Consider the following 15047-nt stretch of genomic DNA (forward strand, 5'->3'; position numbering starts at 1 on the left):
CAGGCCCTCGCGTCCCGGGCCCGCGTCCCGCGGCCCGGGGATCCGTGGTGGACCCGGTCGGGTGTGGGCCGGGTTCGGTGTGGGGGCGCGTGCGTGCCCGGTTCGGCGTGTGCCGGGCTTGGTGTGTGCGGGGTCCAGGTGTGTGCCTGGTTCAGGTACGCGGGGTTTGGTTGGTGTGGGGGTCCGGGTGTGTGCGGGGCTCGCTTCGGTGGGTGCGGCACGTGCGTGCCCGGTTCGAGTGTGCCGGGGAGCAGGTGCGTGCCGGGTTTGGGGTCGGTGGGGCGGGGCGGTTGTTGGTATGGGCTGGCGAGATGGGGGCTGGTGGGGGCGGCAGGATGCGGTCATGGGTTGGTGTTGGGAGAGGTGGATTGCCTAGGTTGGTGGGTATGCGACTTTTCCGGCGGGCCAAGACCGTTTCTGTGCCGGACCATTACGGGCTGAGTAGCGGGACGACGATCGAGGTGCCGGCTCGGCCTGATGTGGGGGATTTGTTCGGTGGGGTGGCGGCCGGCGATCGGACTCGGATGATCGTGGGGTACCTGAATCATCCGGATCCGGCGGTGCGGCTGGCCGCGGTGCAGCAGGGGTCGGATCCCAGTACGGCGACGGTGGCTGAGTTTCAGGAGTTGGTTGATCGGCTGGCCGACCTGGATCCGGCAGTGCGGGCTGCGGCGGGGGCGGCGCTGTGGGACTTCGAGGCCGATTCCGACTGCGAGGGGGTGGTTCGCATTCTTCGGGACGAGATCCGTGGGCACACGATGACCTACGGGAGGCCGAGCACCGAGTCGTTGCGGTTGGGGCGGGAGCCTGCTGAGCAGGCGTTGCAGACGCTGCTGGCTTCGGCGCCGGACGATGATGCGCACGCGCGGCTGCAGGCTTTGATCGACGAGCATGTGGTCCTTCCTGATTCGGTGGAGGCTGACACCGGCCTGTCGCTCGAGTTCATCGAGAAGGTGCAGCGGCAGGCCGGCGACGGGCAGATGGCGACGTACGAGGCCTACCGGGCCGACGATCGTGCGCAGGCGCTCGCCTACCTCAACGCCCACCCGGTGACCGAGGAGTTCTACTACCTCGAGGTGGAGACCCCGGACGGCACCTTCGGGCGCGACATCAAGGGGATCTACGACATCTGACGGGGATCACCTCGCGTTCGAGTACTCCCTCAGGCCGGGGGACTTGCGGAGGTAACGCAGCGCTTCCAGCTCCAGGGCCCGGACCTTGGCGGGCGGGAGTCGGAGCTGTTCGGCGGTCTCCTCCAAGGTGGACAGTGGCGTGTTGTGCAGGCCGAAGCGCAGGCGGAGGACGTCCTGCGCCAGGTCGTCGAGGTGTTCGAGCTGGCAGTGCAGGTCCCGGATCAGGGCGGCTCGGTGGAGTAGCTCCTCGTCGTCGATGAGTTGATCGGCCTCGTTGAGGTCCAGGGGAGCAGGGCGGTGTCTCCAGGCGCGGGCGCGCTCGACCCGGGCGACGGTGAGGGACGCGGCTTTGGCCAGCTCCTCGGTGGTGGGTTCTCGTTCCAGACGCTGGATCAGGTCGCGGTGGACGGCCGCCACGCGGCCGGCGTCGACGTACGCCTGGGCGGGCATCCGGATCAGGCGCGAGCGGTCGGAGATCGCCCGGCCCAGCGACTGCCGGATCCACCAGATCGCGTACGACGAGAAGCGGTGGCCGAGCTTGTGGTCGAAGCGTTCGACCGCGCGGATCAGGCCGATGTTGCCCTCCTGGATCAGGTCGAGCATCGACAGACCCTTTCCGCCGTACCGCTTGGCCAGGGCCACGACGAGGCGGAGGTTGCCCTCGATCATGCGCAGGCGAGCCGCCCGGCCGAGCTCGGCGACCGCGGCCAGCTCGGCACGGCGCGCGAGCTCGGCGCGGTCGGTTGTCGGCGCACCTCGCGCCAGTTGGTCGGCGGCGAGCACGCCGGCCTCGATCCAGGACGACAACTCGTGCACTTCTTCCGGGCTCAGCAGCTCGTGCCGCCCGAGGTCGCGCAGGTAGGCGACCAGCCCGGTCACATCAGCGGCATCACAATCGATCTCGGCCATCGTTGCTCCCCTCTCTCTTGAAGGGATGGTGCCGCGAAACACCCCGCCGGAACGGGCCGATCTGCAATCGGTGGACAACTACGCCAAGTAACTGTGCAGTAACCGAGAGTCTGTGGAAAACCGTCGACAGCTCGGGGCCTCGCCGGGGTATCCTCCGGCGCCGACAAGCCCTGACCCACCAGATACGATCTCCGGACAAGCGCCCGACCAGGCGCCGGGGGCGGTAGCTCAGCCGGTCAGAGCAGGGGACTCATAATCCCTGGGTCGTGGGTTCGAGCCCCACCCGCCCCACACAGCAAACCCGAGGTCTGATCGGGGTAGTCACCTACTCCTGATTGTCAGAATCTGTGGGGCGGAGCACGGGGTCGAGGAGGATCCGAACAGGATTGACGCTAGGCGGGGTGTCGATGTTTGGAGTCGGGCCCCGAGGCGTCCCCCAGCCTGACGCGCGAGACGGGACCGCAGGTATTGCAACCTGATGCAATGAGCCTTGCGGCGGACATTTGACAGGACTACCGTTTCCAGCGTGCGTACGCGCCGTCACAACAAGTGACGATCGCTCGGCCGACTCCAGCCGACCGCCCTCCGCCTAGGGGCGCGCACCATGGGGGTTTCATGTATCGAATCGTTGTCGCTGGACTGATTGTGACAGCAGTGGCGGCATTAACGCCCGTTGCCTTCAGTCATTCAGAAGCCGGCCCCGGGCCGCAGCCGATTCCTGCGGTGATCATCAGTAAGTTGCCTATGGGGAAGTCCGGAGGGAATCAGCAACCAATTCCGCCTCCTCAGATCGCGAGTGCGGCGATCGAGCGGGCAGAGCAGCAGATGTCGTCCAGTGAGCCTTTCAATGCTTTCCTGCAGGGAACCTCTTACACGATCAAAAACCAGGGGTACTGGACGCGACAGGGATCGCGCACGCCGATCGGGCTAGTTCGCGAGATTTCGCTCGCCAGGCCCGTTGATACCAGCATGCGTCATTGGCCGGTCATTGTCTGGCGTACCGACAAGAATGACTACGACCAGTACGCGTTCAACGCCCAGTATAAGAAGGTGTCGAGCGCCGTTATCTACCTCGACAATGAAAAAGGGCTCGTGGCCATCACGCCGGGCGAGGGTGCTGTAACCATCAAAGGACCCGGCAACAAATGGATCGATTCCTTGCCGAAGGAAGGGGGGCATTGATCATGATCGTCCGCTCACGCGTTCTCTCGGGACTTACTGGCGTCGTGGCCTTCTTTGGGGTAGCGCTTCTCGCGGATGGGCTTTCCGGCGGCGCGGCAATCGCCGCATCTACACCAAACACCGTGCAGTATGTGGTTCACGACAACTCTGGTTTGGTCAACTACGATTTTCAGTCGACCAATGCAGTGAATACTAATGTCGACTGGCCGATCAACGTGGTTTTCTACAACGGCGCATCGGTAGACAATATAAAGTTCGCGCTGGAAAATTCATACGGGGCAAACAGCACAAACCGGATGCACATCCCAGTCACTTACTATGGGGGAGAGAACCACTGGGACGAAGATGCAGGCAAGAAAGGTGTCGCCTGTCCAACAACCGGCCGATGGACTCGCCACTACCGTATCTACGGTGGCTACGGCGACAGCATCTACAGCCAAGACATCGGGTATTGGGTGGCTGCGACCACGCACAAGGATGCTGACGAATGCCCCCCGATCGGGAAGCGCTTCTATGACAGCGAGGAGGTTGAGGAGAACATAGCTGCAATCTGGGCGAACGCAGGATATACAGTCCACAATGACTTAGTGTCCTGGTCTAATCCGGAACCGTACCGGGTCGAGGGCAACCACACCTGGAACAGCAACGGGCTGGTCACCTACATCGATGTCTCCTGTGCAGCATGCCGTTCGCTGCGCTGATTGTCGCAGTCCCGCTGCTGGTGGCCGTCACCCCAGTAGCGGGGCAAACTGCGCAGAGCTTTCAGTGCAGCGGATCGCAGGTCGCCAAGACGCGCGTCCTGCAGGACTTGAGCCGCATGACCCAGGCCGAGCGGACGTTGACGCCGACCCGAAAAGTGCTCTCGTCACACTTTGTCGTGCCGAGCACCGTCGGCCTGGCCCAGGAGCGCTTCACTTCGCGCCTCGAGATCGTCGTTCGCCGAAGGCAGCCACTGTCGCAAGGCCCGCAAGAGTCGTCGGCTCGCATCCGGCTCGCCATCAATGATCGGGTCTCGAACCTTATCGAACTGACCGGCGACCGCGATCGGATCGCCTATACCTTCGTTGGCCTACTGACCGGCGCACAGCGAGGGATGAGCAAATCCGTAGTCACCCGCTTGGGGTTCGAGAACTACGGGCAACTCGGCGCTGTGAAGGCAGGGCGTAACGTTCTCAGCGTCGTCCTGGACGACGCCGGAGTTGTCGATTCGGCGGTGGTCAGCGAACGGTCAAGCGTCGCGTACACGACAGCCGCGCCCCAACAATTGACGCTCACCACACCCGAGACGATGCGGGTGCCGGCGGGTACGGAGTTCACCATCCCGTTCCAACTCGCACGCAGATGCGAACGCCCGGACAAGCCGGTCACCGTGGCCGCTGGAGCGATGAACAAGTCACCGTCCTCCCTGACCATCGTCGCCGACGCCAAGTTCTCCGGCATCGGCGACGGTATCCAGGGTGTGCTCCGAGCCCGATCGGACCAGCCAGGCACCTACTACATCCAGGTGACCATGCAAGGAGGCTATAACGATCAAACCCGACTCATCGCAGTGCAAGTCGACCAACCGAACCTCGAGTCCGGGGCTGAAACACGCGTGACGCTAGCAGTGCTGTTCCTGGCTCTCGCTGGCATCTTGTTCGTCTTGCGGATTCGGCGTTGGTCACCGAGCGCGTCGCGCTGAGCAGATCAGCCACGTCAACGCCGAACTCACAAATCCGATCAACCCTCCAGCGATGGCCGCGAGCGGAGCCATGTACAGCGCGATATCCGAAGCATCGGTGTCGACATAGATCACAGCCCAGCTGGCAACGATCGCAGCACCAAGCACCGCACCAAGGAAGCCTGCTGCGACCCACACGAGGAAGCCGAGTCCTCTATCTGACATGAACCCACACTATCGCTCCCGTCGGCGGCTGACCGCCCACGACGTGGCGGGATACGGTCGTTGCCGACATTCCGGCCGCGGCAATCACCTACCGCTCAAGAATATGTCGGCAACTCGTGTCGGGAAACGATGCCGTCCAACGGTCGCGGATGCTAGTTTCCGGCAACATGCTCTTCGGCTAAGCGCGAGTCTCGACCGCCGAGCAGAACCCGACCACCAGATCGACGCGCTGCTGCGGGCCGGCGTCGACCACGCCGACGTACACGGCGATACCGCGAACCCGACCTGCGTGCCGACGCGGTCGTCGATCTGGGCGATGCCATAGCGCTGGTGACGCGACAGCAAACCGGCTGGCAGCACTCGTGAAGGAGATGAACAAGCGACGCCACCACCTGGTGGACGTCGCTCGGATCGGACTCGACGTCGACCCGGAATCTTCCCTTCTGCGGCGCGGGTCCGACGAGCTGGGGAGGTTCTGCCGAGCGATTCGCGGCGCTGGACTCTCCAGCGGGTGAACCAGGTGGCGGCACCCCAGAGAAGCGTTGAGCTGGCTCCTGAGGGCGTCAGGCTGCGCTCTGGCGACTGACGTCAGGTAGCCGTCCCGGGGCGACTGTTCGACGAAGGCGTGCGGAGCAAGCGCAGTGCAGTAAGCCGTCGCGCGGAGCGATCGCCTCACTCTGCCCCGGACCCGGCGTGGTGCCACTTGTGGTGCGAAACTGAGGCAAACAGGGTTGCTAGAGGCGACTCAAGGGGCTGAATCGTGAAACCGTGCAGCCTAGATGGACCCACTGTTGACGAGAGCCAGGCACTCATAATCCCTGGGTCGTGGGTTCGAGCCCCACCCGCCCCACACGAGAAAACTGCAGGCTCGACCCACGCCCGGTATCAAGCTCGTCGTCGCCTAGGCGCCGTCGAGCGTTGCCAGTTCGTCCTCGGTGAGGATGGTGGACGCGCCTTCGACGGCCTGCTCGAGTTGTTCGACGCTGCTGGCTCCGACGATCGGGGTCAGCGTCGGGCTCCCGGAGGCCAGCCATGCGAGCACCACCTGGCCCGGTCGGAGTCCGCGTGCCTTGGCGACACGGGTCAGCGCCTCCAGCCGTCGTTCGGTGCCGGGGTGGTGGTACTCGATCTCGAGTGGGCGGTCGTTGCGGTCGTACCGGCCCTGGAGGGTGGCGGTGTAGACCCAGCCCTCGAACGACGGGTTGCGTCGCAGGAAGTCGAGGCCGTCCGGGGACAGCATTCCCAGCGGGATCGGCTGGCCCTCGACGTCCATGCCGCCGGCGGGCTGGAGGTAGGAGTAGCGCTCCTGGTAGGCGACCGGTTGCGCGTGGCCGTCACGTTCGGCGGTGGCCCGGATCCGTTCGAGCAGCCAGGACGGGTGGTTCGACACGCCCCAGCGAGCGGTCAGGCCGTCACGGACCAGGCCGCCGAACGTCTCGGCCAAGTCCTCCACCGGAACAGTCGGGTCTTCGACGTGCGCCCAGTACAGGTCCACACCGTCCACGCCCAGCCGTTCCAAGCTCTTCGCCATGGCGTCGCGTACGACGTCCTCGCGCAGTCCCTCGACGTGGTCGGGAAACCCGCCGAGCCGCGTGGGCTGGGCGCCTACCTTGGTGCTGAGGCGGACGCGGACCCCGGAGTTGGAGGCCAGCCAACGGCCGAGCAGCGCCTCGCTCTGGCCGCCGAAGCCTGTGTCGGAGGTCCAGAAGCTGTAGTTGTCGGAGGTGTCGATGAAGGTTCCGCCCAGTTCGGCGTACCGGTCGAGGATCGAGAAAGCGGTTCGTTCGTCCACCCGGGTGCCGAAGTACATCGTCCCGAGGGCCATCGTGGGTGTGTTCATCGCTCCAGCCTCGTAGCTGGAGCGCGCTCCAGGTCAAGTCGTGAGTTCCCGAAGGCCGACGATGAGGTGGATGCAGCACCACGAGTACTGATCAGTCCGGGCGGCCCTTCAGACGGCGGCTGACGGCGCGCTCGGTTTCGCGGTTCGCTTCGCGTTCGGCGAGGGCGTGGCGCTTGTCCCAGGTCTTCTTGCCGCGGGCCAGGGCGATCTCGACCTTCGCGCGGCCGTCCTTGAAGTAGAGGGTGATCGGGACGATCGTCAGGCCGCTCTCGTTGGCCTTGCGTTCGATCTTGTCGATCTGGGCGCGGTGCAGCAGCAGCTTGCGCTTGCGACGGGAGCCACCTTCGAACCAGCGCGCCTGGGAGTACTGCGGGATGTGGACGCCGTGCAGCCAGATCTCCCGGTCCTCGATCTGCGCGAAGCCGCCGACCAGCGACGCCCGCCCGGCCCGGAGGCCCTTCACCTCCATGCCCTGCAGCACGATCCCGGCCTCCCAGGACTCGCCCAGCTCGTACTCGTGGCCAGCCTTGCGGTTACGCGCGATCACGGGGTTGGCCTCGGGCTTCTTCACAGGACGATTCTGCCCTGACAGCTCAACCCGCGGGCCAGCGGGCGGAACAGGTTCACGACGTGCTCGAGGTATCGCCTTCTGCTGAAGGTGAAATCGGTTCGCTGCGGGTGAACGGGGGTGGTGGTCGGGGACAGTCGTCGACAGGGTGTGGGGATGCGATGGCGCCGGAGTCCGGAGTTCCTGAAGTTGTGGACGGCGATCGGGATTTCGGCGGCGGGGTCGGCGGTGTCGGGGGTCGCGCTGCCGTTGGTGGCGGTGGTGGGGCTGGGGGCTTCGGCGGGGGAGATGGGGGTGCTGGCCGCGCTGCGGGTGGTGCCGCACCTGGTGCTGGGGCTGGCGGTGGGCGTGTGGGTCGACCGGGTGAGCCGGAAGGGGTTGATGGTCGGCGCCGATCTGGGGCGGGCGGGGTTGCTGGGGGCAATTCCGTTGCTGGCGGCAACGGGTGACCTCGGGATGGGGTACCTGTACGTCGCCGCGGCGCTGGTGGGGGCGCTGACGGTCGTGTCCGACACCGCGTCGTTGGCGTTGCTGCCGGCGCTGGTACGGCGGGAGGAGCTGGTGGAGGCGAACAGCGCGTCGATGCTGAGTCAGACGCTGGCGTCGACGGCTGGGCCCTCGGCCGCGGGAGTGCTGGTGCAGGCGGTGAGTGCGCCGTTCGCGATTGCGGTGGATGCGGTCTCGTACGTCGGGTCGGCGGTTGCGACGTACCTGATCAAGGAGCCGCCGCGGGGTGAGCAGCCGCGGACGCAGAAGCAGACGCTCGGGGTGAAGGAGCTGTTCGGGGATCCGGTGCTCAACCCGCTGGTCCGGTCGGCGACTGTGGCGGCGGTGGCGGGGGCCATGCAGGGGCCGCTGGTCGTGTTGTACCTGGTGCGTGACCTGGGTTGGTCGGCGGTTCAGCTGGGACTGGCGGTCACTGCGCTGGGCGTCGCGTCGGTCGTCGGCGCACTCGTCGCACCGGCGTACAGCAGGCGGTTGGGCACGGGCCGGGCGTACCTGATCGGCCAGAGCGTGGCGGCGGGGGCCGGGTTCGCGTTGGCGCTTGCGTGGTGGCCGTTCGTCTTTGTGGGGCAGGTGATGGCCGGGCTAGGCATGACCCTGTACGGCGTACCGCAGCGTGCGCTCAGGCAGGCCCGCATGCCTGACCACCTGCTAGGCCGTACGACGGCCGCCTGGCGCACGCTGGTGATCGGCGGTCAGACGGTCGGCGCCCTGGTCGGTGGACTGGTGGGGACGTTGCTGGACCTGCGAGCGGCCCTGGTGATCAGCAGCCTCGGCATGCTGGCAGGAGTCGTGCTGGCCTACTTCTCGCCGGTGCGGAGCACCCGGTAGCGCAGGTGGGTGACGTCGCGGCCCTGGAGCTGACGAATCGGCTCCAGCTCGACGTACTGGCCGTTGAACAGGCTGCGGCCGGCTCCGAGGAGTACTGGGACCAGGTGGATCTCCAGCTCGTCCAGCTCACCAGCGGCGAGCAGGGCCTGAGCGGCGCCGGCTCCGTGCACCATGACGTCGCGGTCTCCGGCCGCGGCGCGTGCATCGGCAGCACAGGCGGCGACGTCGCCGTAGTACCGGGCACTGCCGAGCGGCGGGTCGAGGTCCGTCCGGCGCGTGAGGATGTTGATCGGTACGCCGTCGTGGTGGTCGCCGTTCCACTGCCCGGCCAGTTCGAACGTCCGGCGTCCAGCGATCACCGCCCCGGTCGCCGTCGCCTCGGCGTACACCTGTCCGTTGACGCCGGTCCCCATCCGGTCGTCGAGCCAGTTGAACAGCCGGAAGCCGCCCTGGCCGAGCTCCTGGCCCGCGCGGTCGTCCGGTCCGGTCACGAATCCGTCGAGTGACATCGACATGTAGAGCCTGATCATGGGTCCCAGTAGACCGCAAGTCAGGTGTCACGAATACCTTCAACGGTAGATGGAGGGTCTCCAGCGCGGGCCGCCACCTGCCCCTCGCGGGCAACCTTAAAATCTTGCATCGCAGTTCTAGCTTGAGGTTCATGGTTGTTGTTCAGGTCGACGGATTGACGATGACGTTCACGGCGCCCGTCCGGGAAGCCGGTCTGCGGGCCGCGCTGAAGGCGGTCACGCACCGCGAGTACCGCCGGATCGAGGCGGTCACCGATCTCTCGTTCGGGCTCGACGAAGGGGAGGTCGTCGGGTTCCTCGGGCCGAACGGCGCGGGCAAGACGACCACGATGAAGATCCTGTCCGGGATCCTGCACCCGACCGAGGGCCGGGCGACGGTGCTCGGGTTCGTCCCCTGGCAGCGCCGCCGCGAGTACCTGCGCCGGATCGCGCTGATCCGCGGCAGCCAGCCGATCGGCGGCCCGGCGGAGCTGACCGTGATGGACTCGTTCAAGTACCAGCGCGTCCTGTACGACGTACCCCGCGGCGACCGGACGATCGACGACCTGGTCGAGCTGCTCGACCTCGGGAACCTCCTGCACCGTCAGATCCGGGCCCTCAGCCTGGGCGAGCGGATGCGCGCCGGGCTCGCGATGGCCCTGCTGTACCAGCCGAAGGTGCTGTTCCTCGACGAGCCGACGCTCGGGCTCGACGTGGTCGCGGCCGGCGCGTTGCGCCGCTTCGTCGCCGAGTACGCCGCCCGCACCGGCGCGACGATCCTGCTGACCAGCCACTACATGGCGGACGTGGAGACGTTGTGTAAACGCGTCATTCTGATCGACCAGAGCCGCATCCGGTACGACGGCCAGCTGGCGACCCTGGCCGCGAAGTTCTCGGATCTCGAGAACCCGTCGCTCGAGGTCGTGATGGACCGGTTCTACCGCGACGGGATGCCGTCGTGACGACAGTCGGTCGTACGGCGGTGCTGCTCGGGATGGGGTTCTGGCGCAGCTCGGTGGAGTGGTGGAGCTTCCGGTCGTTCGTGATCACGCTGGTGGCCGGGCAGGTCGTGACACCGTTGCTCGGGTTGTTCGTGTGGACGGCGGCGGTGCCCGGCGACAGCGGCATCTCGACGTACTACGTAGTGCTGCTCGCCGTACAGCTGATGACGGTCTCGTACGAGCACCACACGTTGGCCGGCAGCATCTACGCCGGTGACTTCGCCGACGAGCTGGTGAAGCCGCGGCCGGTCGTGCTCGACTTCCTCGGGACCAATCTGGCGCTGCGGTGCTGGCATCTGATCTTCGGGGCGCCGGTGATCGTCGCGGTGGGGCTGCTCGCGAACATCAGCGTTGACGGCACCGACCTGCTGCTCGCGTTGCCGGCGCTCGTGCTCGCGGCGGGGCTTCGCTTCGCCTTCACCTACACGCTCGCCCTGACGGCGGTCTGGACGCAACGGGCGCACGGCGCGGTCGGGATGGGCGAGGCGCTGATCTTCCTGCTCGGCGGTACGGCGGCACCGTTGACGTTCCTGCCCGAGCCCTTCCGTGCGGTGGGCGCGGTGCTGCCGTTCTGGTCGATGCTCGGGGCACCGGCAGAGGTTGCTGCAGGCAACGTCGAGGACGTGCTCGAGGTGTACGCCGTTCAGGCCGGCTGGCTGGCCGGGGCCGTGCTGGTCGCCGTACTGGTGTGGCGGCGGGCCGTTCGTCGATTCACCGCCTTCGGAGGTTAGGGATGTTGTTCGCTGTGCTGTTCTCGCTGTCCGTACGACGGGCGGTGGCCTTCCGGGCGGACCTGTTGTTCGAGCTGGTCGTGACGATCGTCGGCGCCGGTGCGTCGGTCGCGGCGCTGCTCGTCGTCTACACCCGGACGGACACGTTGGGCGGATGGGGGCCGGGCGAGGCGATCGCTCTGCTCGGGACGTTCCAGGTCGTGAGCGGCCTGCGCAGCACGTTCGTCGAGCCCAACCTGCAGTTCTTCGGCGAGCAGGTGAGGAGTGGACGGCTGGACGCGATCCTGTTGCAGCCGGCGCCGAGCATCCTGCTCGCGAGTCTCGGGTCGTGCGCGCCGACCGCGTTGATCCAGGTGGGGCTCGGTGTCGGGGTTGCTGTCACGGGGGCCGTTCGGGCCAACCTCGCGGTGACGGCGGGTGGCGTGGCGGCGTGGTTGATCGTGGTCGTCGCGGCGACCGTGACGATGTGGGCGACGCGGACGATCGTCGCGTCGGTCGTGTTCTGGGCGCTCGGGCTGAGCCTGGACGTGCTGTACGACGCGGTGTGGCAGTTTGGGCGGTACCCGGTGCAGGTCTACGGGCCGGGGCTTCAGAGCGTGTTCACCTACGTCGTTCCTGTGGCGTTGATCGCGACCGTGCCGGTGGAGGCGCTCAGGGGTGAGCTGCTGCCGGTGGTCCCGGTTGTTGTTGCCGTGGGCACCAGTGTGGTGGCGTGGGTGGTGTGGCGGAGAGGGCTGCGGCGCTACACCAGCGCGACGAGTTAACCCGTACGAAGGCGCGCGGCGTCGGCGCCGGGTGGAGTGCCGAAGAGACGCCGGTACTCGCGGTTGAACTGGGACGGGCTGTCGTAGCCGACCAGGTGGCCGACGCCCGCGATGTCGCGCGGGTGCGCGGCGAGCAGCGATCGGGCCTCCTGGAGACGGATGCGTTTCTGGAACTGCAGGGGGCTGAGGTTGGTGATGCCGCGGAAGTGCCGGTGGAAGGCGGCCGGGCTCATGCCGGCCAGGCTCGCCAGGTCGGCGACGCGGAGCGGTTCGGCGTAGTTGTCGCGGATCCAGTGGATGGCGCGGTTGACGTGGGTGAGGCTGCTGTCGGCGAGACCGATCTGCCGGATCACGTCGGCGTGCGGGCCGGTGAGCAGGCGCCAGAGGATCTCGCGCTCGATCAGCGGCGCGAGGACGGGGAGGTCGGCCGGGGTGTCGAGCAGGCGCAGCAGACGGAGGGCGGCGTCGAGGATCTCCGGGCCGGCCGGGCCGGTGGCGATCGCGGGCGGGGCGCCGGTACGGCGTACGGGCGAATCGCCGGCGTTGGCGCCGGCGCTGGCGGTGTCGGCGCGGCGGTCCGGCGCGCTCGTACGGCGTACAGGCGGAGCCTGGAGCAGCAGTGGGGCGATCGCTTCCGCGCGCAGCGTGATGCCCATCCCCAGCGCGGGCTTCTCGACGCTCGCGCCGACGAAGTGCCCGGAGACCGGGAGATCGGTGGTGACGATGAACAGGTCGCCCGCGTGGTAGTCGAAGATCTCGTCGCCGAGCAGCAGGCGCTTGGCGCCCTGGGCCATCACGACCAGCAGCGGTTCGGTCAGCGAGTAGTCCGGCGCCGAGGACTCGACCTTCGACAGCGTCAAGCCGTCGACGGCCGTCCTCAGGTCGGGACGCGCGTGAGCCGCGATGCGGTCGCGGAGCTCGGTCAGCTGGTCTCGGGGCACCTCCTCAGCCAAGCACGACCGCGAAACCAGGACAACCCGATCCGTGAACGGCTGAGAGGAACAGGCAAGACCCCGAGCGGATCGGTCTTAGTCCTTGCGCGGCGGCAGTGCCGGGTAGTCGAAGATTGGATAGACCCCGGTGACGAACCCGTACGTCGTGTCGCCCGAGCGGGGCAGCGTGTCGAACTCGTGCACCAACTGCTCGACGCGGTCCCAGAACTCGCCGACCCGCTCGTCGGGGATCCGCGCGTGCCGGATGAACGAGCGCAACTGGCCGGCGTCGTACGCGCCGGCCGACTCCGTCATCGCGACCTCGAAGTCGTTGAAGTCCGGCGGCAGCTCGACGCCGTCGACGCGGCGGCCGAGGCCGACGTAGAACATCCGGGCCGCGCGGCCGTAGAACCGCTCGTCGATCGCGCGCACCTTCCGGGTCCGGACCACGCGCAGGATGCCGGCGTCGGCGAGCACCTTCACGTGGTGCGCGACGGTGCTCTTCGGGCGTTTGACCGCGGCGGCCAGCTCGGTGACGGTCGCTGCGCGTTCGTGCAGCAGGCCGAGGATCGTGGTCCGCAGCGGGTCGCTGATCGCCCGCACCTGCTCGGCCGTGGTGAGCTCGATCGTCTCCTCGAGCTCGTAGTCAGGAACGGCGGAATCACTGGCCATGATCGGGTCAGACTAGCACCGCCGATCATTCGGCCCGGCTGGATCAGTGCCGCTCGCCGGCCGCCTGGTAGCCCGCGAAAAGGGGGCCGCCGGCAAGCGTCAGCGCCTGCTCGGCGAGGTCGCGGATCGCCGCGGTGCTGGTCCGCGCGGCCAGCCAGCGGTCGGCGTACGCGGGATCGAGATCGCGCAGCTCGCGGAGCAACCACTTGCCGGTCCCGACCCAGTGGTCGCGGAAGTGCAGCATCGCCTCGGCGGTACGGATCCAGGTGTACGTCGCGATGACAGCCTGCTCGTCCGGCGGGGCGTGCTCGAGGTCGTCGAGGAGGTCGGTGAGGGCGTAGCGCAGGCTGTCCTTCTCGGCCTGGCCGAGCGGCGGCGGGCCGGCGTCGAGGTGCTCGCGGGCGGCCTTCTGGTCGTCGGCCGGATCTCCCAGCGCTGCGGTGCCGAGAGCAACCATCCGGTGGAGCGCGGGCCGGCGGCCGTCCCCGGCGAGGTAGTGGGCGAGGCTGGCCCGGTCGTGCACGAACAACTCGACGGGCCAGCCGTCGTACTGGATCGACTCGCGACGGGGTGCGCCCGGCGTTGCATCGGGCAGCAGGACGACGACGTCGAGGTCGGAGGCCGGCGTCCGCGCCGAGGTCAGGACGCTGCCGCCGAGCACGACCCAGAGCGCGGTCGGGAAGAGGTCCGCGGCCAGGCGGCGGGTGGTCTCGAGGGGATCCATGAGGACATCATGCAGTCATGCGACCCGGTCCTGGCGAACCAGTTTTCGGCAACTGGCAGACGATTCCGCTCGACGAGTTCGTCGAGCGGCTGCTGAGCACGCGCCCGCGCGTGGTCGCCGTCGACGGGCGGAGCGGCGGCGGCAAGTCGACGCTGACCGACCGGCTGGCCGGCCTCCTGGGCGCCGCGGTGGTCCAGGTCGACGATGTGGCGTGGAACGCGCCGATGTTCGGGTGGAGCGAATTGCTGGCGCACGGCGTACTGGAGCCCGTACGACGGGGCGAGGCTGTGGCGTATCGGCCGCCCGCTTGGGACGAGCACGGCCGCGCGGGATCGATCGACGTACCGGCGGGTGCTTCGCTGGTGCTCGTCGAGGGAGTTGGCGCCGGGCGGCGGGAGTTGGCCGGGCTGATCGACGGACTGGTGTGGGTGCAGTCGGACTTCGCCGAGGCCGAGCGACGGGGGATCGCACGGGACATCGCGTCGGGGGTGAACGGTGACGCCCGGACGACGACCGCGTTCTGGCACGAGTGGATGGCGTCGGAGATCCCGTTCCTGCAGCACGATCGCCCGTGGGACCGGGCGGACTTCGTCGTCGCGGGGATCGGTGGGGATCCTGCGGCCGTGATGGTTGCATTCGATGCCGCCTCTGGTGAGCCATCGTCCGCTGGATCCGACCGGTTCGGTGTCGGGAATGAGTGAGCGGCGCCTTGGTGGACCAGTTCGTGCTGCAGCAGGTCCGATCCTGCTCGGCGCCTGCTGCAAGGGCGGACTGTGAGGCGGCGGGTTGGAGCGTTGGTGGTTGCGCTCGCCGTACTGGCCGTTGGTGTGGTGCTTCTCGTGCGCAGCCGGGACTCGGTCGA

Annotated in this window: 17 protein-coding genes and 1 tRNA gene; 10 read left to right on the top strand and 8 right to left on the bottom strand. The window is 67.6% G+C overall.

Annotated features, from left to right (window positions below; translation table 11 throughout):
* Positions 1-386: 386 nt before the first annotated feature.
* Complete coding sequence (locus tag ACLQ2O_RS28340; RefSeq protein ID WP_425836950.1) at positions 387-1133, top strand: hypothetical protein; 747 nt, start codon at positions 387-389, stop codon at positions 1131-1133.
* 6 nt (positions 1134-1139) lie between these two features.
* Here the strand turns inward: ACLQ2O_RS28340 and ACLQ2O_RS28345 are convergent, their stop codons facing one another.
* The gene (locus ACLQ2O_RS28345) at positions 1140-2042 is read right to left on the bottom strand and encodes a sigma-70 family RNA polymerase sigma factor (RefSeq protein ID WP_425836953.1); all 903 of its coding nucleotides are present in this window, start codon (positions 2040-2042) and stop codon (positions 1140-1142) included.
* A 217-nt stretch (positions 2043-2259) separates the two neighbouring features.
* On the opposite strand from ACLQ2O_RS28345, the gene ACLQ2O_RS28350 reads away from it, so the two are divergent.
* From ACLQ2O_RS28350 to ACLQ2O_RS28365, 4 genes are all read left to right on the top strand, one after another.
* Positions 2260-2333: transfer RNA gene (locus ACLQ2O_RS28350), tRNA-Ile, on the top strand.
* 324 nt (positions 2334-2657) lie between these two features.
* On the top strand, positions 2658-3224 hold the full coding sequence (locus ACLQ2O_RS28355) for a hypothetical protein (RefSeq protein WP_425836956.1): 567 nt from the start codon (positions 2658-2660) through the stop codon (positions 3222-3224).
* The gene (locus ACLQ2O_RS28360) at positions 3188-3925 is read left to right on the top strand and encodes a hypothetical protein (RefSeq protein WP_425836959.1); all 738 of its coding nucleotides are present in this window, start codon (positions 3188-3190) and stop codon (positions 3923-3925) included. The genes ACLQ2O_RS28355 and ACLQ2O_RS28360 overlap by 37 nt, the downstream gene beginning before the upstream one ends.
* Positions 3907-4905 carry a hypothetical protein gene (locus ACLQ2O_RS28365; RefSeq protein WP_425836962.1) on the top strand — a complete coding sequence of 333 codons (999 nt, stop codon included), beginning with the start codon at positions 3907-3909 and terminating at the stop codon, positions 4903-4905. Before ACLQ2O_RS28360 ends, ACLQ2O_RS28365 begins: the two co-directional genes overlap by 19 nt.
* Here ACLQ2O_RS28365 and ACLQ2O_RS28370 read toward each other — a convergent pair.
* From ACLQ2O_RS28370 to smpB, 3 genes are all read right to left on the bottom strand, one after another.
* Complete coding sequence (locus ACLQ2O_RS28370) at positions 4885-5109, bottom strand: hypothetical protein (RefSeq protein ID WP_425836965.1); 225 nt, start codon at positions 5107-5109, stop codon at positions 4885-4887. The two genes, ACLQ2O_RS28365 and ACLQ2O_RS28370, sit on opposite strands and share 21 nt — an antisense overlap.
* Before the next feature lie 901 nt (positions 5110-6010).
* Positions 6011-6949 (bottom strand): aldo/keto reductase, encoded by a 939-nt coding sequence (locus tag ACLQ2O_RS28375; RefSeq protein WP_425836968.1) that lies wholly within the window; start codon positions 6947-6949, stop codon positions 6011-6013.
* Between the two features lie 91 nt (positions 6950-7040).
* On the bottom strand, positions 7041-7520 hold the full coding sequence (gene smpB, locus ACLQ2O_RS28380; RefSeq protein ID WP_425836971.1) for an SsrA-binding protein SmpB: 480 nt from the start codon (positions 7518-7520) through the stop codon (positions 7041-7043).
* Positions 7521-7673: 153 nt separating this feature from the next.
* On the opposite strand from smpB, the gene ACLQ2O_RS28385 reads away from it, so the two are divergent.
* Entirely contained in the window at positions 7674-8852 is a 1179-nt protein-coding gene (locus ACLQ2O_RS28385) for an MFS transporter (RefSeq protein ID WP_425836974.1), read from the top strand.
* Here the strand turns inward: ACLQ2O_RS28385 and ACLQ2O_RS28390 are convergent.
* On the bottom strand, positions 8822-9382 hold the full coding sequence (locus tag ACLQ2O_RS28390) for a dihydrofolate reductase family protein (protein WP_425836977.1): 561 nt from the start codon (positions 9380-9382) through the stop codon (positions 8822-8824). The genes ACLQ2O_RS28385 and ACLQ2O_RS28390 overlap by 31 nt on opposite strands.
* A gap of 131 nt (positions 9383-9513) precedes the next feature.
* On the opposite strand from ACLQ2O_RS28390, the gene ACLQ2O_RS28395 reads away from it, so the two are divergent.
* From ACLQ2O_RS28395 to ACLQ2O_RS28405, 3 genes are read left to right on the top strand one after another with little or no spacing between them, the layout of a single operon-like run.
* Entirely contained in the window at positions 9514-10323 is an 810-nt protein-coding gene (locus tag ACLQ2O_RS28395; RefSeq protein WP_425836980.1) for an ABC transporter ATP-binding protein, read from the top strand.
* Positions 10320-11093 carry an ABC-2 family transporter protein gene (locus ACLQ2O_RS28400; RefSeq protein WP_425836983.1) on the top strand — a complete coding sequence of 258 codons (774 nt, stop codon included), beginning with the start codon at positions 10320-10322 and terminating at the stop codon, positions 11091-11093. The genes ACLQ2O_RS28395 and ACLQ2O_RS28400 overlap by 4 nt, the downstream gene beginning before the upstream one ends.
* A 2-nt stretch (positions 11094-11095) precedes the next feature.
* Entirely contained in the window at positions 11096-11857 is a 762-nt protein-coding gene (locus ACLQ2O_RS28405; protein WP_425836986.1) for an ABC transporter permease, read from the top strand.
* On the opposite strand, the gene ACLQ2O_RS28410 is transcribed toward ACLQ2O_RS28405, so the two are convergent.
* From ACLQ2O_RS28410 to ACLQ2O_RS28420, 3 genes are all read right to left on the bottom strand, one after another.
* On the bottom strand, positions 11854-12798 hold the full coding sequence (locus tag ACLQ2O_RS28410) for an AraC family transcriptional regulator N-terminal domain-containing protein (protein ID WP_425836989.1): 945 nt from the start codon (positions 12796-12798) through the stop codon (positions 11854-11856). The genes ACLQ2O_RS28405 and ACLQ2O_RS28410 overlap by 4 nt on opposite strands.
* Before the next feature lie 87 nt (positions 12799-12885).
* Positions 12886-13461, bottom strand: coding sequence for an ArsR/SmtB family transcription factor (locus tag ACLQ2O_RS28415; RefSeq protein WP_425836992.1), 576 nt, complete (start codon positions 13459-13461; stop codon positions 12886-12888).
* Between the two features lie 43 nt (positions 13462-13504).
* The gene (locus tag ACLQ2O_RS28420; protein WP_425836995.1) at positions 13505-14185 is read right to left on the bottom strand and encodes a nucleotidyltransferase domain-containing protein; all 681 of its coding nucleotides are present in this window, start codon (positions 14183-14185) and stop codon (positions 13505-13507) included.
* A gap of 17 nt (positions 14186-14202) precedes the next feature.
* On the opposite strand from ACLQ2O_RS28420, the gene ACLQ2O_RS28425 reads away from it, so the two are divergent.
* Positions 14203-14886 (top strand): uridine kinase family protein, encoded by a 684-nt coding sequence (locus ACLQ2O_RS28425; RefSeq protein WP_425836998.1) that lies wholly within the window; start codon positions 14203-14205, stop codon positions 14884-14886.
* The last annotated feature ends 161 nt before the right edge of the window (positions 14887-15047 follow it).

The organism is Kribbella sp. DT2, from assembly GCF_049844575.1.
GTDB lineage: Bacteria > Actinomycetota > Actinomycetes > Propionibacteriales > Kribbellaceae > Kribbella.